The sequence below is a fragment of the Streptomyces sp. NPDC055955 genome (assembly GCF_042270245.1).
Taxonomy (GTDB): Bacteria; Actinomycetota; Actinomycetes; order Streptomycetales; family Streptomycetaceae; genus Streptomyces.
The window spans coordinates 1-25,521 of record NZ_JBHJYS010000030.1 but is presented as its reverse complement, the minus strand read 5'-3'; the positions used below and the strand labels follow the sequence as shown (position 1 = coordinate 25,521).

The window sequence follows — 25,521 nt, the reverse complement described above, 5'->3', positions numbered from 1 at the left end:
TGCGCCACGAGCGGGCCGCGCCACCCGCCGCCGTGGTTCGGACGCGGAGCGTTTGCGCAGGTCCGGGCCATTGTCAGTGGGGAGGTGCACGATGGGTGCATGGTCAGGTCCGCACGCAGCCCGCTCGACGGTTTCTCCCCCGCGACCCGCAGTTGGTTCACGGGGGCGTTCTCCGCGCCCACGTCCGCGCAGGCCGGGGCGTGGCAGGCCATCGGCGAGGGCTCGGACGTGCTGGTCGTCGCGCCGACGGGTTCCGGCAAGACCCTGGCCGCGTTCCTGGCCGCCCTGGACCAGCTGGCGTCGACGCCGCCACCGGCCGACCCGAAGAAGCGCTGCCGCGTCCTGTACGTCTCGCCCCTCAAAGCCCTCGCGGTCGACGTGGAGCGCAATCTGCGCAGCCCGCTCACGGGTATCCGGCAGGAGTCGGTGCGCCTGGGACTGCCCGAGCCCGAGGTGAAGGTCGGCATCCGCTCCGGGGACACTCCGCCCGCGGAGCGCCGCGCCCTGTCGACCCGACCGCCGGACATTCTGATCACGACGCCCGAGTCGCTGTTCCTGATGCTCACGTCCGCCGCGCGGGACGCGCTCACGGGCATCGAGACGGTGATTCTCGACGAGGTGCACGCGGTTGCGGGCACCAAGCGCGGCGCCCATCTCGCGTTGTCCCTGGAGCGGCTCGACGAACTGCTGCCCCGGCCCGCCCGCCGGATCGGCCTGTCGGCGACGGTCCGTCCCGTCGACGAGGTGGCACGTTATCTGTCGCCACAGCGCAAGGTGGAGATCGTCCAGCCGCGCTCGGGCAAGGAGTTCGACCTCTCGGTGGTCGTGCCCGTGGAGGACCTGGGCGAACTCGGCGGCTCGCCCGTCGCCGACTCCGACCAGGCCGCGGAGCGGCCGTCCATCTGGCCCCATGTCGAGGAGCGCATCGCCGACCTGGTCCAGTCGCACCGCTCCACGATCGTCTTCGCCAACTCCCGCCGCCTGGCCGAGCGCCTGTGCAACCGGCTCAACGAGATCGCGTACGAGCGGGCGACGGGCGAGGCCCTCCCCGAGGACCACGCACCGGCCGAGCTGATGGGCGGCTCGGGCGCGGCGAACGGAGCGCCGGCGGTCATCGCCCGCGCCCACCACGGATCGGTCTCCAAGGAGCAGCGCGCCCTCGTCGAGGAGGACCTGAAGGCGGGCCGGCTGCCCGCCGTGGTCGCCACGTCCAGCCTCGAGCTGGGCATCGACATGGGCGCGGTGGACCTCGTCGTCCAGGTGGAGTCCCCGCCCTCCGTGGCGTCCGGCCTCCAGCGCGTGGGCCGCGCGGGACACCAGGTGGGCGCGGTCTCCACAGGCGTCGTCTTCCCGAAGTACCGGGGTGACCTCGTCCAGGCGGCCGTGGTCACCGAGCGGATGCGCACAGGCTCCATCGAGTCCCTCCGCATCCCCGCCAACCCCCTGGACGTGCTGGCCCAGCAGCTCGTCGCGATCACGGCGCTCGACACCTGGCAGGTGGACGACCTCCTCGCGCTCGTCCGCCGCGCGGCCCCCTTCGCGTCGCTGCCGGAGTCCGCGTTCACCGGCGTCCTCGACATGCTCGCCGGACGCTATCCCTCCGACGCGTTCGCCGAGCTGCGTCCACGCGTGGTGTGGGACCGCATCGCCGGCACGATCACCGGACGCCCCGGTGCCCAGCGCCTCGCCGTCACCTCCGGGGGCACGATCCCGGACCGCGGCCTCTTCGGGGTGTTCCTCGCGGGATCCGACCCCAAGAAGGGCGGGGGCCGGGTGGGCGAGCTCGACGAGGAGATGGTCTACGAGTCCCGGGTGGGCGACGTGTTCACGCTCGGTACGAGTTCCTGGCGCATCGAGGACATCACGCGTGACCGCGTACTGGTCTCCCCCGCGCCCGGAGTGCCGGGCCGACTCCCGTTCTGGAAGGGCGACCAGCTCGGCCGGCCGCTCGAACTGGGACGCGCGGTGGGCGCGTTCCTGCGCGAGGTCGGCTCCCTGTCCCCGGAGGACGCCCGGCTGCGGCTGCTCACGGCGGGCCTCGACGCGTGGGCCGCCGACAATGTGCTGGCCTATCTGTCCGAGCAGCGCGAGGCCTGCGGCCACATCCCGGACGACCGCACCATCGTGGTCGAGCGGTTCCGTGACGAGCTGGGCGACTGGCGGGTCGTCGTGCACTCCCCCTTCGGCGCGCAGGTGCACGCCCCCTGGGCACTCGCTCTCGGGGCCAGGCTCGGCGAGAAGTACGGCATGGACGCTCAGGTCATGCACGCCGACGACGGCATCGTGCTGCGCCTTCCCGACGCCGATCTCATGAGTCTCGACCTCCTGGACCAGGAGCCCTCCAGGACGGGTTCGGAGTACGACGCCGACCAGGCTCCTCTGGGCGCCGCCGACGTCGCCTTCGACAAGGGCGACGTCAGCCAGATCGTCACCGACCAGGTCGGCGGCTCGGCCCTGTTCGCCGCCCGCTTCCGTGAGTGCGCGGCCCGCGCCCTGCTGCTGCCCCGCCGCAACCCCGGCAAGCGCACCCCGCTGTGGCAGCAGCGCCAGCGCGCCTCCCAACTCCTCCAGGTGGCGAGCGAGTTCGGTTCGTTCCCGATCGTCCTCGAAGCCGTACGGGAGTGCCTCCAGGACGTCTTCGACGTGCCCGGCCTCGCCGAGCTGATGGGTGACATCGAGTCCCGCAAGGTCCGCCTCGTGGAGGTGACCACCCCGGAGGCCTCCCCGTTCGCCCGCTCCCTCCTGTTCGGCTATGTCGCCCAGTTCCTGTACGAGGGCGACTCCCCGCTCGCGGAGCGACGCGCCGCGGCTCTGTCGCTGGACTCGCGGCTGCTCGCCGAACTGCTCGGCCAGGCCGAGCTGCGCGAGCTCCTCGACGCGGACGTGCTCGCCGAGCTGGAGCAGGAGCTCCAGTGGCGCACCGACGACCGCCGCATCAAGGACGTCGAGGGCGTCGCGGACCTGCTGCGCGTCCTCGGACCGCTCACGGACACCGAGTTGGCGGAGCGGGGTGCCGAGCCGGAGTGGGCTCCGGAGCTGGCGTCCGCCCGCCGGGCGATCCGGGTCCGCATCGCGGGAGCTGACCACTGGGCGGCGATCGAGGACGCGGGCCGGCTGCGGGACGCGCTCGGCACAGCGCTGCCGGTCGGCGTACCCGAGGCCTTCACGGAGCCCGTCAAGGATCCCCTGGGCGACCTCCTCGCCCGGTACGCGCGCACGCACGGCCCGTTCACCTCGGCCGCTGCCGCCACCCGCTTCGGTCTCGGCGCGGCGGTCACGGACGGCGCCCTGCAACGCCTGGCGGCGAACGGGCGGGTGGTGCAAGGCGAGTTCCATCCGGCGGGCATCGGCCAGGAGTGGTGCGACGCGACGGTGCTCCGCCGTCTGCGCCGGCGCTCGCTCGCGGCTCTTCGGCACGAGCTGGAGCCGGTCCCGCCCGCGGCCCTCGCCCAGTTCCTGCCCCAGTGGCAGCACTTGGGCGGTCACGGGCTGCGCGGTGTGGACGGTCTGGTGCGTGCGGTCGAGCAGTTGCAGGGCGCGTCCGTACCGGCGTCCGCCCTGGAGAAGCTCGTCCTGCCGTCCCGGGTCTCGGGTTACGCGCCCGCGATGCTCGACGAGCTCATGGCGTCGGGCGAGGTCGTGTGGGCGGGCGCGGGTTCCCTGCCGGGCAAGGACGGCTGGGTCTCCCTGTACCTGGCCGACACGGCCCCCCTCCTGCTCCCCGCACCGCACCCCCTGGAGCTCACCGCTCTCCACCAGTCCGTCCTGGACACGCTCTCCGGTGGCTACGGTCTGTTCTTCCGTCAGATCGCCGATCAGGTCCGCGCGACGACGCACCCCGACGCCACCGATCCCCAGCTGGCGGACGCCCTCTGGGATCTGGCCTGGTCCGGCCGGCTCACGAACGACACGCTGGCCCCGATGCGCTCGCTCCTCGGGTCGGGCCGCACCGCGGGTTCCACGGCTCATCGCGCCCGCCGCGCGATCCCGCGCGGGCGCTACGGAGGCCTCACCGCCGCCGCGCGGACCGCCTCCCGATCGGGCCCTCCGACCGTCGCCGGCCGCTGGTCGCTGCTGCCCGCGGCCGACCCCGACCCGACGGTGCGCGCCCACGCCCTGGCCCGCACGCTCCTCGACCGGCACGGCGTGGTGACCCGGGGCGCCGTCGCCGCGGAAGGTGTGGAGGGCGGCTTCTCCGCGGTGTACCGCATCCTGTCCGCATTCGAGGAGAGCGGCCAGGCCCGGCGGGGGTACGTCGTCGAGGGCCTCGGCGCCGCGCAGTTCGCGATGGACGGCGCGGTGGACCGCCTGCGCGCGGCCGCGAACGCCCGCGATCGCGGCGACACCCCACCCGACCCCTACGCGGGCCCGCCCGGCTCACCGGCGAACCCCACGACCGACGCGTCGGCGTCCTGGGACCCCTCATGGCCCACGACCACCGGACCTCACGCCGTCCCGGACTTCCCCCCGGACTTTCCCCCGGGCGCCGTCCCGGACTTCCCCCCGGACTTCGCCGACTCCGACTCCTGGCCCGCACCCGGCCACCCCGACCCCGGCCTCGGCTCCGGCCCCGCTCGCGCCCCGCGCCGCCGCAGAGCCGCTTCCAGAGCCGTCGTCCTCGCCGCCGCCGACCCGGCGAACGCCTATGGGGCGGCCCTGCCCTGGCCCGACTCCCCCACCGGCGCCGGACACAAGCCGGGCCGCAAGGCGGGCTCCCTGGTCGTCCTCGTCGACGGCGAGCTGACCCTGTACATGGAGCGCGGCGGCAAGACCCTGCTCGCCTGGCCGGCATCCGAGGGAGACGCCGGCACGCTCACCGCCGCCGACGTGGCCGAGGACTCCCGGCTGCCCGCCGCGGCGGAGGCACTGGCCGACGCCGCCAAGGCCGGCTCGCTCGGCACGATCACCGTGGAACGGATCAACGGCTCAGCCGCGCTGACCTCCCCGTTCTCGCCCCTTCTAGAGGCAGCCGGCTTCCACGCAACCCCACGGGGCCTACGCCTGCGCGCGTAGCCCCCGCCCCGTCACCGAACACGCCCACCCCAACCTGCCTCTCCACATCGCTCCGAGCCCCCACCGAGCTCTCCCTCAGACCTCACCCCGAGCCCACACCGAGCCCTCCCTCAGACCTCACCCCGAGCCCCCACCCAGTGAGCCACCACCGCCCCCTTCCCCGCCCTGTCGGCACATGCCGACCGCCCCACGCCACCTCAGCAACCCGTGCCACCCTTGACCCATGCCCGAAGGAGACACCGTCCTGCAGACCGCGCGGCGTCTGCACACCGCCCTCGCGGGCCAGGTGCTCATCCGCTCCGACCTGCGCGTCCCCCGCTTCGCCACGGCCGACCTGACCGGCCGCACCGTCCTCGACGTCACCCCGCGCGGCAAGCACCTCCTCACCCGCATCGAGGGCGGCCTCACCCTTCACTCGCACCTGCGCATGGACGGCTCCTGGAAGGTGTACGCGCCGGGCGAGCGGTGGACCGGTGGCCCCGGCCACCAGATCCGCGCGATCCTCGGCAACGCCACCCGCACCGCGGTGGGCTACCGCCTCCCCGTCCTCGAACTCCTGCGCACGGCCGACGAGAACAAGGTGGTCGGCCACCTCGGCCCCGACCTGCTCGGCCCGGACTGGGACGCCGCCACGGCCCTCCGCAACCTCCTGCGCGACCCGGCCCGCGCCCTCGGCGAGGCCCTCCTCGACCAGCGCAATCTCGCGGGCATCGGCAACGTCTACAAGTCCGAGCTGTGCTTCCTCCTCCAGGTCACCCCATGGCTGCCTGTCGGCGACCTCCCGCACGACACCGCCGCCCGCCTCCCCGAGCTCGCCAAGAAGCTCCTCGAAGCCAATCGCGACCGCCCCGCGCGCGTCACCACCGGAAGCGGCCGCCCCGGCCAGCGGCTCTACGTCTACGGCCGGGCGCCCCGCCCCTGCCTGCGCTGCCGCACCCCGATCCGCGTGGCGGACCAGGGCGACGGCTCCCGCCAACGCCCCACCTACTGGTGCCCCTCCTGTCAACACGGCCCGGCCCCTCACTACGCCGGACAGCTCCCGCCCGCCAGATGACACAGCCTCACCAGATAGCCCTTACAAGCTAATTGACGATCCGTCAGATGTGCTCGTACGGTCCCCTCATGCCCGTCACCGCGTACGACCTCACCGGACGCACCGCATTCGTCACCGGCGCCGCGAGCGGCATCGGACGTGCCTCCGCCCTGCTCCTGGCCGACGCCGGAGCCACTGTGCACTGCGCCGACCGCGACGCGCAGGGCCTGCACGAGACGGCGACACTGATCAAGACCAGGGGAGGCACGGCCCGCACACACCCCCTCGACGTCGCGGACCGCACCCAGCTCGCCGAGGCGGTGGCGGCGGCCGTCGACGCGACGGGCCGCCTCGACGCCATGGCCGCGATCGCCGGGATCATGCACAGCAGCCCCGTCCTGGAGACCCGCGACGAGGACCTCGACCGCGTCCTCGGCATCAATTTCAAAGGCGTGCTGTACGCCTGCCAGGAGGCCGCCCGCGCCATGATCGCGACGGGCACACGCGGCAGCATCGTCACGATGGCGTCGGGGGCCGTGGACACCGGCGGCCCCGGACTGCTCTGCTACGGCGTCTCGAAGGCCGCCGTCGTCCAGCTGACGAAGACCCTGGCGACCGAGGTCGGTCCGCAGGGCATCCGCGTCAACGCGGTCGCGCCCGGCTGGATCCGTACACCCATGACCGGCCGGCACGACGCGTCGGAGCAGTCGCACACGGAGGCCCTGATGGTCCGGATGTCCCCACTGGGCCGCGTGGGCGAGGCGGACGACATCGCACACGCCGTCCTGCACCTGGCATCGGACGCGTCATCGTTCACGACGGGCCAGATCCTCCGCCCGAACGGCGGCGTCGCCATGCCCTGGTGAGCCACCCGCCCCCGGCCCTGGCGGACCGCATCTCCCCCGCAGAAGTCCCGCCCCGCCCCGCACCCCCGACAGACGCTCCACCGGCCCCCACCGCCCCCGCCGGCGCTCCAGGGGGCCGGATCGACCCCGCGGAAGTCCCACCCGACCGCACGGATCCCACCGCTCCCGCCGCCCGTGACTTGGGCACGGTGTGCACCGGCAGCAGGCTCAGCCCCCACCCACCGGCCGCCACAGCCCCCTCGAAGGCACCCGCGTCCGGCGAGAAGACCAGACGCAGCAGGCCCCACCACCACAGCGCCCCGAAGGCCACGGCCGGTATCCAGCGCACGGTCCGCCACACCCCTGCCGGTATTCCCCGCACAGTCCGCCACGCCACGGCCGCCACCTCCTGCCCCACGCCGGATCGGATCGGATCGAGCCCGAACGCCGGCGCCACCCGGCGGCAGGGCGCTCCGGGGGCGTTCCCGCACACCGAAGGCGCTCCCGCGCACGTCGAAATCCCCTTCACCATGGCACGACTGCCCTGATGCGGGCATGTCGAGCGCGGCCCGGCACGTCCCCTGGCCCGCCACTCCAGGCACCCCACCCGCGCGCCACCGGACATCCGAGAGCCTCACCATGAGAGAGCCTCGCCATGCAAAAGCCCCGGCCGATCTCCCGGCCGGGGCTTTCACACACTTATGAGTGACACCTGCACGAGGCGTCACGCCGCGCGGGATCACGCAGCGACGACGTCCACCGCTTCCGCAGGCGCCTTGATGGTCACCCGTTCCGGTGGGACACCGGCCACGGAGACAGAATTGAGCCGCGGGCGAACCGGTGCGGGCACCGGATCAGTAGCCGCTGCCGACTCGGCCAGCTCGGCGAGGGCGAGCTCGTCGCTCACCTCGCGCATGAGCTCGGACATCCGTACGTCAAGCGCGTCGCAAATAGCGGACAGCAGCTCGGAGGATGCCTCCTTCTGCCCCCGCTCCACCTCGGAGAGATAGCCGAGCGAGACTCGGGCGGACGAGGAGACTTCGCGCAGAGTACGGCCCTGGCGCTGGCGCTGCCGACGCAGCACGTCACCCAGCAGGCGACGGAGCAGAATCATCGGTGGCTCCCTCCTCGGACCGCGTAGCCGCATCCTTCACGCCCCACCGTACCGCCTTGCGCCGCGGCCGTGCGGGGAGCGATGTCGTGTTCACTCAGGGCTGTAAACATCAAAACCCCCCGTTCTGTTCCGTATCCTGTGCCCGCTCATTCTCTGCGCGTTCGCTCAAGACCTGCTCAAGGAGCAGCTCAAGCACACTCCGTACACTCTCCATACGGATTTCCGAACGGTCGCCGTTCAACCGCAACGCGGCCACTTTCCGGCTACGAGCGAAACTGCCGTCCTGAGCCCCTGACCGCTCAACCCCGGCGCCGGCTCCCGCGTCAGCCCCTCCGGAACCCGCCTCGAAGGCAAGGAAATCCTCCGGCCCGGCGACGGCCACGAAGACCGTCCCCACCGGCTGCCCGTCCTGTTCGTCGGGCCCGGCGACGCCCGTGGTCGCGATCCCCCAGTCCGCGCCGAGGATCCTGCGCACCCCTGTCGCCATCTGCAGGGCGACCTCGGGATCCACCGCCCCGCGCTCCGCCAGGAGAGTGCCGTCGACGCCCAGGACGTCCCGTTTCAGCTCGGTCGCGTACGAGGTGACGGATCCGCGGAAGACGCGCGAGGCACCCGGCACCGAGGTGATGTCCGCCGCCACGAGGCCGCCGGTGAGCGACTCGGCGACCGCGAGGGTCTCGCCGCGCTCCGCGAGCAGCCCGAGCACCACGGCGGCGGTGGCGAGGCCGTCCGCCCCGCCACCGCCGACCGCTCCGGACGTCACTGCTCCGCCGCCGCCTCACGTTCGTCGCGGGCGGCATCCTCGGCCGCCATGCCCTGCCGGCGCAGCACCACGGCCTGCTTCACGTAGTCGAGGCCGGTGAGCACGGTCAGCGCGACCGCCACCGCCATCACCCAGAACCGGAACGTGGCCAGCGGCCCGGTCAGCGCCAGGACGTACATCCCGACCGCCGTGCCCTGGGCGAGGGTCTTCATCTTTCCGCCACGACTGGCCGGGATCACCCCGTACCGGATGACCCAGAAGCGCAGCAGGGTGATCCCGAGCTCACGCCCGAGGATCACTCCCGTCACCCACCACGGCAGGTCGCCGAGGCTCGAGAGGCAGACGAGCGCCGCCCCCATGATCGCCTTGTCGGCGATGGGGTCGGCGATCTTCCCGAAGTCCGTGACCAGGTTGTACGTGCGCGCCAGATGTCCGTCGAAGACGTCCGTGATCATGGCGACGGCGAAGGCCGCCCAGGCCCAGGCGCGCCAGACGGGGTCGTAGCCGCCGTCGGCGAGCATGAGCGCCACGAAGCCCGGCACGAGGACGAGCCGGAGCATGGTCAGGATGTTCGCGATGTTCCACAGGCTGGCCTGGTTGACGGCCGCAGCGCCCAACTTGCCGCCGGGCGCCGGCCTACCGGAACCGCCCGTTGCGGATGCCGGGACTCCGGTCATCTGCCCGCCTCCTCAGAACACTCGAGCGGCTCCGCGACCAGGTCGACGCCCTGGGTGCCGATCACCTTTGCCTCGACGATACGACCCACGCTCAGGCCCTCGCTGCTGGTGAGCAGCACCTGTCCGTCCGTCTCGGGCGCCTGGTGCTCGCCGCGACCGACGGCACCGTCCTCGTCGTCGATGGACTCGACGAGCACGTGGACCGCCTCGCCGACGCGCTCGTCCGCGCGCTGCGAGACCAGCTCCTCGGCGAGCCGCGACACTCGCGCGAGGCGCTCGGCGACGACGTCCTCGTCGAGCTTGTGCTCGTACGTCGCCGCTTCCGTGCCCTCCTCGTCGGAGTAGCCGAAGACGCCGATCGCGTCGAGGCGGGCGCCGGTGAGGAAGCGCTCCAGCTCGGCCAGGTCGGCCTCGCTCTCACCGGGGAAGCCCACGATGAAGTTCGACCGGACACCGGCCTGCGGCGCCTTGTCACGGATCGTGGAGAGCAGGTCGAGGAAGCGGTCGGTGTCCCCGAAGCGCCGCATGGAACGCAGCACGGCGGGCGCCGAGTGCTGGAACGAGAGATCGAAGTACGGGACGACCTTGTCGGTTCCCGTGAGGACGTCGATGAGGCCGGGGCGCATCTCGGCGGGCTGCAGATAGCTGACGCGCACCCGCTCGATCCCGTCGACGGCGGCCAGCTCGGGCAGCAGCGTCTCCAGGAGTCGGATGTCGCCGAGGTCCTTGCCGTACGAGGTGTTGTTCTCGGAGACGAGCATGACCTCCTTGACTCCCTGCTCGGCGAGCCAGCGCGTCTCACCGAGGACGTCGCTGGGCCGGCGCGAGATGAAGGAGCCGCGGAAGGACGGGATGGCGCAGAAGGAGCAGCGGCGGTCGCAGCCGGACGCCAGCTTCACCGAGGCGACGGGGTTCGTCCCGAGGCGACGGCGCAGCGGGGCGCGGGGGCCGGACGCGGGCGCGAGACCCTCGGGCAGGTCCACGGGGGCGTGTCCGGGAAGCGCCACCTCGGCGCCCGCGTCCTGCCGCTCGGCGGGGCTGATCGGCAGCAGCTTGCGTCGGTCGCGCGGGGTGTGCGAGGCGTGGATGCCGCCGTTGAGGATGGTCTGGAGCCGGTCGGAGATGTCGGCGTAGTCGTCGAAGCCGAGCACGCCGTCGGCCTCGGGGAGGGCTTCCGCCAGATCCTTGCCGTACCGCTCGGCCATGCAGCCGACGGCCACGACGGCCTGGGTTCTGCCATGGCCCTTGAGGTCATTGGCTTCGAGAAGGGCGTCGACTGAGTCCTTCTTGGCGGCTTCGACGAAGCCACAGGTGTTGACGACAGCGACGTCTGCGGCCTCGGCGTCCTCGACGAGCTCCCAGCCGTCCGCCTCCAAGCGGCCTGCGAGCTCCTCCGAGTCCACCTCGTTACGGGCGCAGCCAAGAGTGACAAGGGCGACGGTACGGCGTTCGGGCATGGGCTCAAGACTACTTCGTCCCGCCGACAGCACCGCCCGCGAGGGTTACCCGGAGATCATCGCCGGGCAACCTCCCGCTCATCCGACCTCGGGATCGCCCTTGGTGTAGGTGAGGCGCTCGACCTGTCCGGCCTCGAACTCGTTGTCCACCTGCTTGCCGTTCACGTACAGCTGGATGGCGCCCGCGTCGCCGAGGACGAGGTCGACCTTCTGGCTGTCCTGGAAGGTCTTCGACTCGCCCTGTTCGAGCAGACCGTCGAACATGATCCGTCCGTTGTGGTCCTTCGCGGAGATCCAGCTGCGCCCGTCCGCCGCGTTGATCTTGACGGTGACCTTGTCGCGAGGCGCGGCCGCGATCGCGCTGTCGGTCGGGTCGGGCTTGGGGTCGGTGGGCTTGGTGGCCTTGGGGGTCTGCGTAGGCTTGGGCTTGCCGGAGGCCGGTGTCGCGCCCTCGGCGGCCTGCTGCTTGGCTCCGTCGTCGCTGCCGCCGAACGCGGTGAACCCGACGAAGCCGATCACCGCGACGATCGCGGCGACCATGGCCGCCGTCCAGTTCGGCCGGCGCGGCTCGGACCTGATCCGCTCGGCCTCGAACAGCGGAGCGGCCGGAGTCGGCGCGGGCCGCCCACCGTGCTCGTCGGCGAACTGGGCGAGCAGCGGCTCGGGATCGGCGCCCACGGCACGCGCCAGGGTCCGGATGTGACCGCGCGTGTAGACGTCGCCGCCGCACCGCGAGAAGTCGTCCTCCTCGATCGCCTGCACGATCGGGATGCGCACTCGGGTGGACGTACTGACTTCGTCGACGGTCATCCCGGCGTCTTCGCGCGCCTGACGGAGGACGCGTCCGATCGAGGGGCGGTCGTCCGAGGGCGTGTGCGCCTGCTCGACGGCCGGCGGGGTCGTCGCGCGAACGTCATCCGAAGGACGGTCGTCTTCAGGGGAGTTGCCGATGGACACGAGGGCGCCTTTCGAGCGTGTAACCACCTGCTGGAGGTTCAGTCTAGGGGGGGTACGAAAGGGTGGGGCAACCGGGCGGTCGGACCTTTACGCCATCGGAATGGCCGGACACGAGGGCCGGTCACCCCGATGCTGGGACACCTACCCGTCCCCTCCCTCAACTTGACGTACGCGGAGGGGAAACGGTTGCCTCACGCTCCCTTACGAGTGAGCGTCGATCGCGAGTATGAGTCGTCCGTTCGTCCTGCGGGGCGCGCGCTGTCCCATCGACGCGCGCCTCAGGGTTGAGCCTCCCCGCGGATCACTGCGAGCACTCCATCCAGTTCGTCAGGCTTCACAAGAACGTCACGCGCCTTGGAACCCTCGCTCGGCCCCACGATGTTCCGGGACTCCATGAGGTCCATGAGCCGTCCGGCCTTCGCGAAGCCGACGCGCAGCTTGCGCTGGAGCATCGACGTGGAGCCGAACTGTGTGGAAACGACCAGCTCAGCGGCCTGGCAGAGCAGGTCGAGGTCGTCGCCGATGTCCTCGTCGATCTCCTTCTTCTGCTTGGTCCCGACGGTGACGTCGTCCCTGAAGACGGGCGCCATCTGGTCCTTGCAGTGCTGGACGACGGCGTGGATCTCGTCCTCGGTGACGAAGGCGCCCTGCATACGGGTGGGTTTGTTCTGGCCCATCGGCAGGTACAGCCCGTCGCCCTTGCCGATCAGCTTCTCTGCGCCGGGCTGGTCGAGGATGACGCGGCTGTCGGCGAGCGAGGAGGTGGCGAAGGCGAGCCGGGAGGGGACGTTGGCCTTGATGAGGCCGGTGACGACGTCGACCGACGGGCGCTGGGTGGCGAGCACCAGGTGGATGCCGGCCGCGCGCGCGAGCTGCGTGATGCGCACGATCGAGTCCTCGACGTCCCGCGGCGCGACCATCATCAGGTCCGCGAGCTCGTCGACGATGACCAGCAGGTACGGGTACGTCTTCAGCTCGCGCTCACTGCCCTCGGGCGTCTTGAGCTTGCCGTCGCGGATCGCCTGGTTGAAGTCGTCGATGTGCCGGTACCCGAACGCCGCGAGGTCGTCGTAGCGCAGGTCCATCTCGCGCACGACCCACTGCAGCGCCTCGGCCGCCCGCTTGGGGTTGGTGATGATCGGCGTGATCAGGTGCGGGATGCCCTCGTACGCGGTGAGCTCGACGCGCTTGGGGTCCACGAGGACCATGCGCACGTCCTCCGGGGTCGCCCGGCACATGATCGAGGTGATCAGGCCGTTGATGCAGGAGGACTTTCCGGAGCCGGTGGCTCCGGCGACGAGGATGTGCGGCATCTTGGCCATGTTGGCCATGACGTAACCGCCCTCGACGTCCTTGCCGAGCGCGACGAGCATCGGGTGGTCGTCCTCGGCCGCGTCGGCGAGGCGCAGGACGTCGCCCACGTTGACCATTTCGCGGTCGGTGTTCGGGATCTCGATGCCCACGGCGGACTTGCCGGGGATGGGCGAGATGATCCGGACGTCGGGGGACGCGACGGCGTAGGCGATGTTCTTGGCCAGCGCCGTGATCTTCTCGACCTTCACGGCGGGGCCGAGCTCGATCTCGTAGCGGGTGACCGTCGGGCCGCGCGTGAAGCCGGTGACGCGGGCGTCGACCTTGAACTCGGAGAAGACGTTCGACAGCGCGTCGACGACGGCGTCGTTGGCCGCACTGCGTGACTTGCCGGGGCCGCCGCGCTCCAGGAGGTCGAGCGACGGCAGCGAGTACGTGATGTCGCCGGACAGCTGAAGCTGCTCGGCACGCGGCGGGAGGTCGCGCGGGGCGTCGGGGGCGGACTTCGTCAGGTCGGGCACGCCCGCCTTGGCCGCCGCGACCGCGGCCGCGGGCTCAGCTGCCGGCTCCTCGGTCTCCTTCGCCGGCGCCTTCGCCCGCGCGGTGGGCACCGGCGCCATGCGCTCCGGGGCGCTCTCCCGCTCCGTACCGACCCCCTGCGTCAGATCGGCGACCAGCGGCGACGGGGGCATACCGTGCAGCACGGCCCCGTCGAGCGCGGCAGCGGCCGCCGCGGCCACGTCGACCGCGTCCATGGGCCGGGTCACGACGGGCTGCACAGGGGTGCGCCGGGGCCTGCGCCGCTTGGAGAGTGCCTCCTGCTCCGCCTGGTCGGGGTCGTACGTCTCGGGGTCCGCCGGGCGCCGCCTGGAACGCGCGGGCAGGGACTCGCGCCACTGTTCGTCGTAGCGCTCATCGTCGTCCGCCACGCCGAGCGCGTCGTCCTCGGGGTCCGGATGGACGACGCCGAGCTTCACGCCGAGCAGCCGCAGTCGCTGCGGAATCGCGTTCACGGGCGTCGCGGTGACCACGAGCAGCCCGAAGACGGTGAGCAGGACGAGGAGCGGCACCGCGAGCACCTCGCCCATGGTGAAGCTCAACGGGGTGGAGGCGCCCCAGCCGATCAGCCCACCGGCGTCCCTTATGGCCTGCATGCCGTCGGTGCGGGCCGGCGAACCACAGGCGATGTGGACCTGGCCGAGTACGCCGATCACGAGGGCGGACAGGCCGATCACGATGCGCCCGTTGGCCTCGGGCTTCTCGGGGTGCCGGATGAGACGTACGGCGATGCCGCCGAGCAGCAGCGGTACGAGCAGGTCGAGCCGGCCGAACGCTCCCGTGACGAGCATTTCGACGAGATCGCCGACGGGTCCGCGCAGATTCGACCAGGTGCCGGCCGCGACGATCAGCGCCAGACCGAGGAGAAGGAGGGCGAGGCCGTCCTTGCGGTGCGCCGGGTCGAGCCCCTTGGCGCCACGGCCTATGCCGCGGAACATCGCGCCCACGCTGTGCGCGACGCCCAGCCAGAGCGCGCGTGCGAGCCGGTACACGCCCCCGGTGGGGCTGGGCACCGGCTTGGGCGCGGGCTTCTTCGCCGCGGCTTTCCTCGGGGGCGCCTTCTTGGCCGCGGGCTTCTTCGCGGCCGTCTTCTTGGCAGGAGCCTTCTTCGCCGGAGCCTTGGTCGGCGCGGCCGCCTTCTTCGCGGGCGTCTTCTTGGCTGCGGGACGTGAGGCCATGGGTGCGAGGTTACCGGTGGAGGCCACTGTGGACACGTGTGCCTACTGCTTCACCCGTCCGTGTCGCGGATCGGTGTGCCCGGAAGTGACGCTTCCTCAAATGGTGGGCTGCTGCTCAGTTCTGCGAGGGAAGTGACGGTGCGCCGCTTCCCGTGCCGGGCTCCAGAGCGTCAAGAGCACGGCGCAGCCCGGTGAGTTTGCGTTCGAGGTGCGCCGCCGTGGCGACCGCGGCCGCGTCCGCCGACTCGTCGTCGAGCTGCTTAGAGAGCGCCTCGGCCTGCTCCTCAACAGCCGCGAGCCGTGCGGAGAGTTCGGCCAGCAGCCCGGCCGGCTCCTTGGAGTCGCCGACGTCGGACTTCCCGCCGCCCTCGAGCTGGAGCCGCAGCAGGGCGGCCTGCTCCCGCAGTTGGCAGTTCTTCATGTACAGCTCGACGAAGACCGAGACCTTCGCGCGCAGGACCCACGGGTCGAACGGCTTCGAGATGTAGTCCACCGCACCGGCCGCGTACCCACGGAACGTGTGGTGCGGGCCGTGGTTGATGGCCGTGAGGAAGATGATCGGGATGTCGCGTGTCCGCTCCCGACGCTTGATGTGCGCCGCGGTTTCGAAACCGTCCATTCCCGGCATCTGGACATCCAGCAGAATGACCGCGAAATCGTCCGTGAGCAGCGCTTTAAGTGCTTCCTCCCCGGACGATGCCCGCACCAGTGTCTGATCGAGCGCGGAGAGGATGGCCTCCAGCGCCAGCAGATTCTCCGGCCGGTCATCGACCAGGAGGATCTTGGCCTTCTGCACCATGGCCCGCCCTCCTCGCCCCGGCATGGGGCCGCCCCTGTCCGCAGGACTTGGGGCGGCTCCGGAAGCCGCCCCAGTGGGCGACTCCCTTGCGTCGCCCGTCCTTGTGCCGGTCATGGTAGCCGCACCCCGCCCGTCGCCACACCCTGTCACCGCGATGTCACTGTGCACGTACCACAAACGCAGTGGGAGACCAGAAGGTTCCCCGGATACCGCGGTTCTACACGGCATCGGGCAGACTCGGTCAGCAACTGCTCAGCGACGCACACCTACCCTGTCACTCCCCGCGCATCCACTGCTCCATCACCGTCAGCAGATGATCCGGATCGACCGGCTTCGTGACGTAGTCGGAGGCCCCGGACTCGATGGCCTTCTCCCGGTCGCCCTTCATGGCCTTGGCCGTGAGCGCGATGATCGGCAGACCGGCGAACTGCGGCATCCTGCGGATCGCCGTCGTCGTCGCGTAGCCGTCCATCTCCGGCATCATGATGTCCATCAGGACGACCGTCACGTCGTCGTGCTGTTCGAGGACCTCGATCCCCTCCCGGCCGTTCTCGGCGTACAGCACGGACAGGCCGTGCTGCTCCAGGACGCTGGTGAGGGCGAAGACGTTACGGATGTCGTCGTCGACGATGAGCACCTTTTCGCCACCGAAGAGGAACGTGCGTCGTTCCTGCGGTGCCCCTTCCTGACCGGTGCCCGCCCACTGCTCCTGGGCACGCTCCTGCGCGGGCGCCGCCGGCGCCTGCTGCCCGGGCTGTCCCGGCAGCGCCGGCCGCTGTTCGGGCGCGGCCACCTGCCTGCGGCGCCGCCTGAAGAGCGCGGCGGGACCGTGCTGGGTGTCCTGGTACGACCTGACCTCCGGAGGCATCGACGCCTCGGGCGGCATGGCCTCCAGCGGCACGGCGTGCATCCCCGGCTCGATGGTGGGCGCGAGCTGCGGGTAGCCCTGCGGCGGCAGTTCGCTCGCGTGCAGCGGCATGTACAGCGTGAACGTGGAGCCACGCCCGGGCTCGCTCTGCGCGTGGATCTCACCGCCGAGGAGCCGCGCGATCTCACGGCTGATGGACAGGCCGAGGCCCGTACCGCCGTACTTGCGGCTCGTCGTCCCGTCGGCCTGCTTGAACGCCTCGAAGATCACCCGCATCTTGCCGGCCGCGATGCCGATGCCGGTGTCGGTCACGGAGAAGGCGATCAGGTCGCCGTCCGCCTCCCGCAGGGAGCCCGCCTCCAGGAGCTGCTCACGGATGGCGTCGGGCACGTCCGCGCCCGCCGGCCTGATGACCAGTTCGACAGCCCCGGAATCGGTGAACTTGACCGCGTTGGACAGCAGGTTGCGCAGCACCTGGAGCAGGCGCTGTTCGTCCGTGTGGAGCGTCGCGGGCAGTTCGGGCGAGACCCGTACGGAGAAATCGAGGCCCTTCTCCGCGGTCAGCGGGCGGAAAGTGGCCTCCACGTAGTCGACGAGCTGCACCAGAGCGATGCGGGTCGGCGACACGTCCATCTTGCCCGCCTCGACCTTCGACAGGTCGAGGATGTCGTTGATCAGCTGGAGCAGGTCGGAACCGGCGCCATGGATCGTCTCGGCGAACTCGACCTGCTTCGGGGTCAGGTTCGAGTCCGCGTTGTCGGCGAGCAACTTGGCGAGAATCAGCAGGGAGTTGAGCGGCGTACGCAGCTCGTGCGACATGTTCGCCAGGAACTCGGACTTGTACCGCATGGAGACCGCGAGCTGCTCGGCGCGCTCCTCCAGGACCTGCCTGGCCTCTTCGATCTCGGTGTTCTTGACCTCGATGTCGCGGTTCTGCTGGGCGAGCAGCTCGGCCTTCTCCTCCAGCTCCGCGTTGGACGCCTGGAGCGCCTTCTGCCGGTTCTCCAACTCCGCGGACCGCTCGCGCAGTTGCTCGGTGAGCTCCTGCGACTGCTTGAGCAGCACCTCCGTCTTCGTATTGACGGAGATGGTGTTCACGCTCGTCGCGATCATCTCGGCGATCTGGTTCAGGAAGTCCTTCTGGATCTGCGTGAACGGCTGGAACGTCGCCAGCTCGATCACACCGAGGACCGTCCCCTCGAAGAGCACCGGCAGCACGATGACGTGTGCGGGCGGCGCCTCCCCGAGCCCGGAAGCGATCTTCAGATACCCCTGCGGCACGTTCTCCACGAGGATCGCGCGCTTCTCCTGGGCCGCGGTCCCGATGAGCGTCTCACCGGGCCGGAACGAGGTCGGCATGGACCCCATCGAGTAGCCGTAGCTGCCGAGCATGCGCAGCTCGTACGCGTCCTCGGGCGCCGAACCGGCCTCGGCCTCGTCCGTCGGGAGCGCCAGGAAGAACGCGCCGTGCTGGGCGGAGACGACCGGCGTCAGCTCGCTCATGATCAGCGAGGCCACGTCCTCCAGGTCGCGGCGGCCCTGCATGAGGCCGGAGATACGGGCGAGGTTGCCCTTGAGCCAGTCCTGCTCCTCGTTGGCCACCGTGGTGTCGCGGAGGTTGGAGATCATCTTGTTGATGTTGTCCTGCAGGGCCTGGATCTCGCCCGCCGCGTCCACGTCGATCTTGAGATTCAGGTCGCCGCGGGTCACCGCCGTGGCGACGGCCGCGATGGCACGCACCTGACGGGTCAGGTTTCCTGCCATCTCGTTCACGGACTCGGTCAGGTCGCGCCAGGTGCCGTCGACGTCGCGCACGCGGGCCTGACCGCCCAGCTGGCCCTCCGTACCCACCTCTCGGGCGACCCGGGTCACCTGCTCGGCGAACGAAGACAGCTGGTCGACCATCGTGTTGATGGTCGTCTTGAGTTCGAGGATCTCGCCCCGGGCGTCGATGTCGATCTTCTTGGTCAGGTCGCCCTTGGCGATGGCGGTCGTGACCATCGCGATGTTGCGGACCTGTCCGGTCAGGTTCGACGCCATGCCGTTCACGGACTCGGTGAGGTCCTTCCACGTACCGGAGACTCCCGGTACGCGGGCCTGACCGCCGAGGATTCCGTCGGTGCCCACCTCGCGGGCCACGCGGGTCACCTGGTCGGCGAACGAACTCAGCGTCGTCACCATGGTGTTGACCGTGTCGGCGAGCTGGGCGACCTCACCGCGCGCCTCGACCGTGACCTTCTTGGTGAGGTCGCCGTTGGCGACGGCCGCCGCGACCTGCGAGATGTTGCGCACCTGGCTGGTCAGGTTGTTGGCCATCAGGTTGACGTTGTCGCTGAGGTCCTTCCAGATGCCCGTGACGCCCCGCACCCGCGCCTGCCCGCCCAGCTGGCCCTCCGTACCCACCTCACGGGCCACGCGGGTCACCTGCTCGGCGAACGACGAGAGCTGGTCCACCATCGTGTTGACGGTCGTGACGAGTTCGAGGATCTCGCCCTTCGCGTCGACGGTGATCTTCTTGGACAGGTCGCCGCGGGCGACGGCCGTGGTGACCTCGGCGATGTTGCGCACCTGAAGGGTCAGGTTGTTGGCCATGCCGTTCACGGACTGCGTGAGGTCCTTCCAGGTGCCGGAGACACCCTGGACCTCGGCCTGCCCGCCGAGGATGCCCTCCGTACCCACCTCGCGGGAGACCCGCGTGACCTGCTCGGCGAAGTTCGAGAGCTGGTCCACCATCGTGTTGAGGGTGTTCTTCAGCTCCAGGATCTCGCCGCGCGCGTCCACGTCGATCTTCTGCGACAGGTCACCGCGCGCCACCGCCGTGGCGACCTGCGCGATGTTGCGCACCTGGGCGGTGAGGTTGCCGGCCATGCCGTTCACGGAGTCGGTCAGGTCGCGCCACACACCGGCGACGCCGGGAACCTGCGCCTGACCGCCGAGCCGGCCTTCCGTGCCCACCTCGCGGGCCACCCGCGTCACCTGGTCGGCGAACGCGGAGAGCTGGTCGACCATCGTGTTGATGGTGTTCTTGAGCTCGAGGATCTCGCCGCGCGCGTCCACGTCGATCTTCTGCGACAGGTCGCCCCGCGCCACCGCCGTGGTCACCTGCGCGATCTGGCGCACCTGCGAAGTCAGGTTCCCCGCCATGAAGTTGACGGAGTCGGTGAGTTCCTTCCAGGTGCCGGACACGCCGTCGACCCGCGCCTGACCGCCGAGCCGTCCTTCGGTGCCCACGTCGCGCGCCATGCGCGTCACCTGGTCGGCGAACGACGACAGCTGGTCCACCATCGTGTTCACGGTGTTCTTCAGCTGGAGCATCTCGCCGGACACGTCGACGGTGACCTTCTGCGACAGGTCGCCGTTGGCCACCGCCGTCGTCACCTGCGCGATGTTGCGGACCTGGCCCGTCAGGTTGCGGAAGGCCGTGTTGACGGAGTCCGTCAGGTCCTTCCACGTGCCGGCCGCGCCCTGCACATGCGCCTGGCCGCCCAGCTCACCCTCGACACCGATCTCCCTTGCCACGCGGGTGACTTCGGAGCCGAACGCGGACAGCTGGTCCACCATCGTGTTGACGGTGTTCTTGAGCTCGAGCATCTCGCCGGCGACGTCGACGGTCACCTTCTGCGAGAGATCACCGTTCGCCACCGCCGTCGTGACGGTCGCGATGTCGCGCACCTGCGTGGTCAGGTTCCGGAAGACCGTGTTCACCGAATCGGTGAGGTCCTTCCACGTTCCCGCCGCGCCCGGCACGTTCGCCTGCCCGCCGAGCTGCCCTTCCGCACCGACCTCGTTGGCCACACGCGTGACCTCGTCGGCGAACGTGCGCAGCGTCTCCGTCATCTGGTTGATCGTCTCGGCGAGTTGGGCGACCTCGCCCCGTGCCGACACCGTCACCTTCTGCGACAGATCACCGTTGGCGACCGCCGTCGTGACCTGCGCGATCCCTCGCACCTGGGCGGTCAGGTTGCCGGCCATAAGATTTACGGAATCGGTGAGGTCCTTCCACACACCCGCCACACCCGGCACCTGCGCCTGGCCGCCGAGCTCGCCCTCCGTACCCACCTCGCGGGCCACGCGGGTCACCTCTGAGGAGAAGGACGACAGCTGGTCCACCATCGTGTTCACGGTGTTCTTCAGTTCGAGCATCTCGCCCGCGACGTGAACCGTGACCTTCCGGGACAGGTCGCCCTTTGCCACCGCGGTCGTCACGAGAGCAATGTCACGCACCTGAGCCGTCAGCCGGTACGCCATGGTGTTGACCGAATCCGTGAGATCCTTCCACGAACCGGACATACCGCGCACCCGGGCCTGACCGCCCAGCTTGCCCTCCGTGCCCACCTCACTGGCCACTCGCGTGACCTCGTCGGTGAACGTCGACAGCTGGTCCACCAGGTTGTTGACGGTGCGCCCGACCTTGAGGAACTCGCCTCGCAGCGGATGGCCGTTGCCGTCCGGCACCTGCGAACGCAGCTCCATACGCGGCGACAGATCGCCCTCCGCGACCGCCGTGAGCACCCGTCCGACCTCGGACACCGGGCGCACGAGGTCGTCGACCAGGGCGTTCGAGGCGTTGATCGCCGCGGCCCAGGAGCCCTCACAGGCGCCCGTCTCGAGCCGCTCGGTGAGCTTCCCCTCCCGACCGACCATCCGCCGCACCCGCGACAGCTCGCCGGTGAGGTGCAGATTCCGGTCCGCGACCTCGTTGAAGACCGCGGCGATCTCGGCCATGAGGCCGTCGCCCGACACCGTGAGGCGCTTGCGGAAGTTGCCGTCCCGCATCGCCACAAGACCGGCGAGCAGTCTGTTCAGGGCAGCGGTGTCCACCGCCGTGGTCCCATTGCGCGATTTACTCTGTTTCGCCAGGGACTGTCCGCCCTTTGCGCGCGTATTCGTGCCTCGCGACGCTGCGCCAGACTCCACTGTGTCCCTCCCGCAAGGGTCGGCCGTACTGCTCGGATTGCTCGGGTTCTCTTCGGAAGCCTGCCCAGTGTTTCACCATGGCAGAACCAGGCCATAACAGTTCGGCAGCTTCGCACACCGTCCGCACACCCTCCGGGCGGAAACACAAGCGACCGGCATCCGCATGGACGGCGAAGGTAAGTAACCTTGCATGCGGCTGTCCACCCACCCCGGTCCGCCCGGCCAGGGCGGTGGCACGAGAACAACGGGCATCGGAGGGGCGACCGCGCCATGAGTTCGGGAGACCTGGGCGTCGAGACTCGTACGACTGATACAGGGAGTTCTGTGATCACCGCGCGCGCGGCTGCCACCTTCGACCCCGTCGGGCGGTCCGTCGCGACCGCCCGCGCCTTCGTCCGCGACACCCTCCAGGGCTGGGGATTCCCCGACATCATCGACGACGCGGTCGTCCTCACCAGTGAACTCGTGACGAACGCCGTCGTGCACGCCGGCACCTCCGCCGAGGTCCTGTGCCTGCGCACCGACGACGGCGTACGCGTCGAGGTCGCCGACCGCTACCCCGAGCGCGAGATCCCGCTCCAGCAGTCCGCGATCAACATGGGCAACCCCGACCGCGAGGGCGGCCGCGGCCTCCAGCTCTGCGCGGCCCTCGCCACCCGCTGGGGCGTCGACTACACGCCGACCCACAAACTCGTCTGGTTCCAACTCGCCCTTCCCCAGCGCTCGGTGGGCACCCGCACCGCGGGCCCCGCCCTCCCCACCGACCTCCTCCCGCTGGCCGACAGCCGTGTGCGGGTCGCCGTCGTCCAGATCGACCGCACCGGAGCCGTCGCCGCCTGGAGCGAGGACGCGGAGCACCTCTTCGGATACGTCGCCGAACAGGTCGTCGGTAAACCCCTCACCGACTTCGCGGCCTGGCCGCACACCCCCGGCACGAGCACGGGAATCGTCGACGCGCTGCAGTTCTCGCGCTGGGAGGGCAGCTACGGCATCCGCGGCGCCGACGGCCGCGTGACGCCCGTCTACGCCTCCCACCTGCGCGTGCGCGACGCCGACGGCGACCCCTCCACGGTCTGCCTCCTCGTACGCGACCACGAGCGCGCCGTCCTCCAGACCCCGCTGCGCGGCCAGACCACCTCGGAGAGCGGCACGCTGTCCGAGGGCAACGCGTCCGACCCCTTCGAGGTCTTCATCGGCTCACCCGCCCCTGACGACCTAGACGGCCTGCTCCAGCGCACGGTGGAACGCGCCCGCGACATGCTCGACGGCGACTCCGCCTTCCTGCTCCTCGCGACCGATGACGAGACCGAGCTGGAGGTCCGCGCCTCCACGGGCCTTCCGTCCGCCCGCCAGCGCTTCGCCCGCGTCCCCGTGGAGGTGGGCCCCGGCCGCTACGGCTCGGCCCGCATGCCGGCCGTCCACGAGGACCTCATGGTCGTCCCCGGCGCCGTCCCCCTCCTCAACGGCACGGGCATGCGCTCGGTCGTCACGGTCCCGCTCAAGGTCGAGGGCCGCCTCACCGGCTCCCTCGGCGTCGCCGCCGAGGCACCCGGCCGTTACTCGAACGAGGAGGCCCTGCGCCTCCAGTTCGCCGCCGATCGCATCGCCCTGGCCGTCGAGTCGGCCCGCCTCGGCGAGCTCGAAAAGCTCCGCCGCGGCTCCCTCAGCTTCCTCGTCGAGGCGTCCGACCTCCTCGCCGGCACCCTCGACCGCGACCAGACCCTGGCGCTCATGGCCCAGATGACGGTCCCGACGCTCGCCACCTGGTGCGCCGTCTACACGATCGCCGACCAGTCCTCGGAGCCGTACCTCTCGTACGTCCTGCACGAGGACGAGGAGCGCATCGACGGCCTCAAGGCGCTCCTGTCCAAGATCGCCCCGCCCGACCCCGTACCCACCCCCGGAGCCCGCGTCTGGGCGGCACCCGCCGAGGCGGCCCACCAGGCGGCTCTGCGGACGTCCAAGCGCAGTCTCGGCCTCGGCGCGCCGGCGAGCGTCAGCTCGGGCATCGGCACGACCCTCGCCACGGCCTCCGCGGTCGGCGGCGAGACGGTCGTCCTCCCTCTGGTCGCCCGCAACCGCGTCATCGGCATGCTCACGCTCGGCAAGCCGTCCGACGAGCACTTCCGCCAGGAAATCCTGGAACTGGCCGAGGACTTGAGCCGCCGTGCCGCCCTCGCCCTGGACAACGCGCGCCTCTACTCGGAGCGCATGGCCATCAGCCAGTCCCTCCAGCGAAGCCTGCTCCCACCGGAGCTCCCGCACATCCCGGGCGTCGAGGTCGAGGTCATCTACCGCGCGGCCGGCGAGGGAAACGAGGTGGGCGGCGACTTCTACGACCTCTTCCCGATCCGCGACGGCGCCTACGGCTTCGCCATCGGCGACGTCTGCGGTACGGGGCCGGAGGCCGCGGCGGTCACCGGCCTGGCCCGGCACGCCCTGCGCCTCCTGGCCCGCGAGGGCTTCGGCGGCCCCGCGGTCCTGGAGCGCCTGAACGCCGCGATCCTCGACGAGGGCGCCCGAAGCCGCTTCCTCACGCTCCTCTACGGCGAGTTGTGGCCTCAGGAGGACGGCTCGTCGGTCCTGAAGATGGTCTGCGCCGGCCACCCGCTCCCCCTGCGCCTGCGCCAGGACGGCACGGTCGAGCCGTACGCGGAGCCGCAGCCGCTCCTCGGCGTCATGGAGGACCTGGAGCTCTACGAGCAGACGATGACACTGGAACCGGGCGATGTCCTCCTCTGTGTCACGGACGGCATCACCGAACGCCGCGAAGGCACCCGCATGCTGGGCGACGACGGCCTGGCGGACGTGCTGACGACCTGTACGGGCCTGACGGCCGGCGCGGTGGCGGCCCGCATCATGCGCGCGGTCGAGCGATTCGCGTCTGACGCCCCTTCGGACGACATGGCCATCCTGACCATGCGCGTCCCGGAACTCCAGAAGGACTGAGGGGCCCCAACGCAAAAGGCCTCCGCCCGAAAGGGCGGAGGCCTTTATGTCTGAGCCCCCAAGCGGAATCGAACCGCTGACCTTCTCCTTACCATGGAGACGCTCTACCGACTGAGCTATAGGGGCCTGTTGCTTTCCCGAGGTTTCCCCCGCAGCAACGGAATTAAGCATACCCGAACTTCAGCTCGGTTCGAACCGCCCCGCCCGCGCGTCAGAAAGCGGGCTGCAGCAGCCCACCGAGCGCATTGCACGCGGAGACGACCTTGTGGAGCTCGCGCCGCGACAGCGTGGCACTGACGGGCAGCGCCAGCGTCTCGTCGGCCGCCCGCTCCGTCTCCGGCAGAGCGACGTCACGCCGGAACCGCGGCAGCCGGTGCACGGGCGTCTTCACCGGCACGTGGCAGTCAATTCCCCTGGCCCGTATGGCATGTGCGAAGGCGTCCCGGTCGGGGCGGCCGTTGCCGGGCACTCGCACGACGTACTGCTGATAGGTGTGCCGATCGCTCCCGGCGGGCGTCCGTACGCCACTGAGCCGCGCGTTCAGATAGCCGGCGTGCGCCCGCCGCTGGACGAGCCCGTCGTGCGGCTGCTCCGATTCACCCTGCTCCAGGACGAGCAGCCCGCGTCGCGCACCGATCTCCCACAGCCGCGCCACATCGGCCGGCTGCCCGAAGCGGTGTACGGCGATGATCGCCGCGGTGTGCGCACTGACGCCGGCCTCGACCGAAGCGGGGGCGAGGCAGTACGTGTCCGGATCTATGTCCGCGAACACCGGCCTGGCACCGGCCAGTTCGACGGCCTCCGCGACCTCGACGTTCCCGTAGGCGGGCACGATGACCTCGTCACCGGTTCCGATACCGGCGGCCCTCAGCATTGCAACTGTCCCCATGGCACGGGATGTTGGCTGCGCAACGTGAACGACAAGTGACGCAAAACAAAAAAGAGCTGGTCCCTGAACCGAAGTTCAGGGACCAGCTCTATAAAAGGAGTTCGGCGGCGTCCTACTCTCCCACAGGGTCCCCCCTGCAGTACCATCGGCGCTGTGAGGCTTAGCTTCCGGGTTCGGAATGTAACCGGGCGTT

The 25,521-nt window shown here is 70.6% G+C and carries 13 protein-coding genes, 1 tRNA gene and 1 rRNA gene; 4 read left to right on the top strand and 11 right to left on the bottom strand.

Going from position 1 to position 25,521, the window contains the following annotated elements; translation table 11 throughout:
* Positions 1 to 99: 99 nt before the first annotated feature.
* The 3 genes from ACFC96_RS40370 (at position 100) to ACFC96_RS40360 (ending at position 6,912) form a co-directional block, all read left to right on the top strand.
* On the top strand, positions 100 to 5,013 hold the full coding sequence (locus ACFC96_RS40370) for an ATP-dependent helicase (RefSeq protein ID WP_376617307.1): 4,914 nt from the start codon (positions 100 to 102) through the stop codon (positions 5,011 to 5,013).
* A 223-nt stretch (positions 5,014 to 5,236) separates the two neighbouring features.
* Positions 5,237 to 6,067, top strand: coding sequence for an Fpg/Nei family DNA glycosylase (locus ACFC96_RS40365; RefSeq protein ID WP_376617305.1), 831 nt, complete (start codon positions 5,237 to 5,239; stop codon positions 6,065 to 6,067).
* A 68-nt stretch (positions 6,068 to 6,135) separates the two neighbouring features.
* Positions 6,136 to 6,912 carry an SDR family NAD(P)-dependent oxidoreductase gene (locus tag ACFC96_RS40360; RefSeq protein WP_376617303.1) on the top strand — a complete coding sequence of 259 codons (777 nt, stop codon included), beginning with the start codon at positions 6,136 to 6,138 and terminating at the stop codon, positions 6,910 to 6,912.
* Positions 6,913 to 7,630: 718 nt separating this feature from the next.
* Here the strand turns inward: ACFC96_RS40360 and ACFC96_RS40355 are convergent.
* The 8 genes from ACFC96_RS40355 to ACFC96_RS40320 all read right to left on the bottom strand — a co-directional run bounded on the left by ACFC96_RS40355 (position 7,631) and on the right by ACFC96_RS40320 (position 21,490).
* Positions 7,631 to 8,005 carry a helix-turn-helix domain-containing protein gene (locus tag ACFC96_RS40355; RefSeq protein ID WP_100591071.1) on the bottom strand — a complete coding sequence of 125 codons (375 nt, stop codon included), beginning with the start codon at positions 8,003 to 8,005 and terminating at the stop codon, positions 7,631 to 7,633.
* A gap of 109 nt (positions 8,006 to 8,114) precedes the next feature.
* Entirely contained in the window at positions 8,115 to 8,714 is a 600-nt protein-coding gene (locus ACFC96_RS40350; protein ID WP_376617301.1) for a CinA family protein, read from the bottom strand.
* A gap of 50 nt (positions 8,715 to 8,764) precedes the next feature.
* Complete coding sequence (pgsA, locus tag ACFC96_RS40345; protein ID WP_376264629.1) at positions 8,765 to 9,445, bottom strand: CDP-diacylglycerol--glycerol-3-phosphate 3-phosphatidyltransferase; 681 nt, start codon at positions 9,443 to 9,445, stop codon at positions 8,765 to 8,767.
* Positions 9,442 to 10,902, bottom strand: coding sequence for a 30S ribosomal protein S12 methylthiotransferase RimO (gene rimO / locus ACFC96_RS40340; RefSeq protein WP_376264626.1), 1,461 nt, complete (start codon positions 10,900 to 10,902; stop codon positions 9,442 to 9,444). The genes pgsA and rimO overlap by 4 nt, the downstream gene beginning before the upstream one ends.
* Before the next feature lie 78 nt (positions 10,903 to 10,980).
* Positions 10,981 to 11,859, bottom strand: a complete 879-nt coding sequence (locus ACFC96_RS40335) for a helix-turn-helix domain-containing protein (RefSeq protein ID WP_376617299.1) — start codon at positions 11,857 to 11,859, stop codon at positions 10,981 to 10,983.
* Between the two features lie 278 nt (positions 11,860 to 12,137).
* Positions 12,138 to 14,906: a DNA translocase FtsK gene (locus ACFC96_RS40330; protein ID WP_376617298.1), complete on the bottom strand. Its 2,769-nt coding sequence runs from the start codon at positions 14,904 to 14,906 to the stop codon at positions 12,138 to 12,140.
* 115 nt (positions 14,907 to 15,021) lie between these two features.
* Positions 15,022 to 15,705 carry a two-component system response regulator gene (locus tag ACFC96_RS40325; RefSeq protein ID WP_116509145.1) on the bottom strand — a complete coding sequence of 228 codons (684 nt, stop codon included), beginning with the start codon at positions 15,703 to 15,705 and terminating at the stop codon, positions 15,022 to 15,024.
* A 274-nt stretch (positions 15,706 to 15,979) separates the two neighbouring features.
* Positions 15,980 to 21,490, bottom strand: a complete 5,511-nt coding sequence (locus tag ACFC96_RS40320) for a HAMP domain-containing protein (RefSeq protein WP_376264617.1) — start codon at positions 21,488 to 21,490, stop codon at positions 15,980 to 15,982.
* A 324-nt stretch (positions 21,491 to 21,814) separates the two neighbouring features.
* Between ACFC96_RS40320 and ACFC96_RS40315 the strand changes: the two genes are divergently transcribed.
* Positions 21,815 to 24,439, top strand: a complete 2,625-nt coding sequence (locus ACFC96_RS40315) for a SpoIIE family protein phosphatase (protein ID WP_376264614.1) — start codon at positions 21,815 to 21,817, stop codon at positions 24,437 to 24,439.
* Positions 24,440 to 24,492: 53 nt separating this feature from the next.
* Here ACFC96_RS40315 and ACFC96_RS40310 read toward each other — a convergent pair.
* The 3 genes from ACFC96_RS40310 to rrf form a co-directional block, all read right to left on the bottom strand.
* A tRNA-Thr gene (locus tag ACFC96_RS40310) sits at positions 24,493 to 24,565 on the bottom strand.
* Positions 24,566 to 24,650: 85 nt separating this feature from the next.
* Positions 24,651 to 25,313, bottom strand: a complete 663-nt coding sequence (locus ACFC96_RS40305) for a DegT/DnrJ/EryC1/StrS family aminotransferase (protein WP_376617383.1) — start codon at positions 25,311 to 25,313, stop codon at positions 24,651 to 24,653.
* 114 nt (positions 25,314 to 25,427) lie between these two features.
* Positions 25,428 to 25,521: ribosomal RNA gene (gene rrf / locus ACFC96_RS40300) — 5S ribosomal RNA — on the bottom strand; the annotation flags it as partial.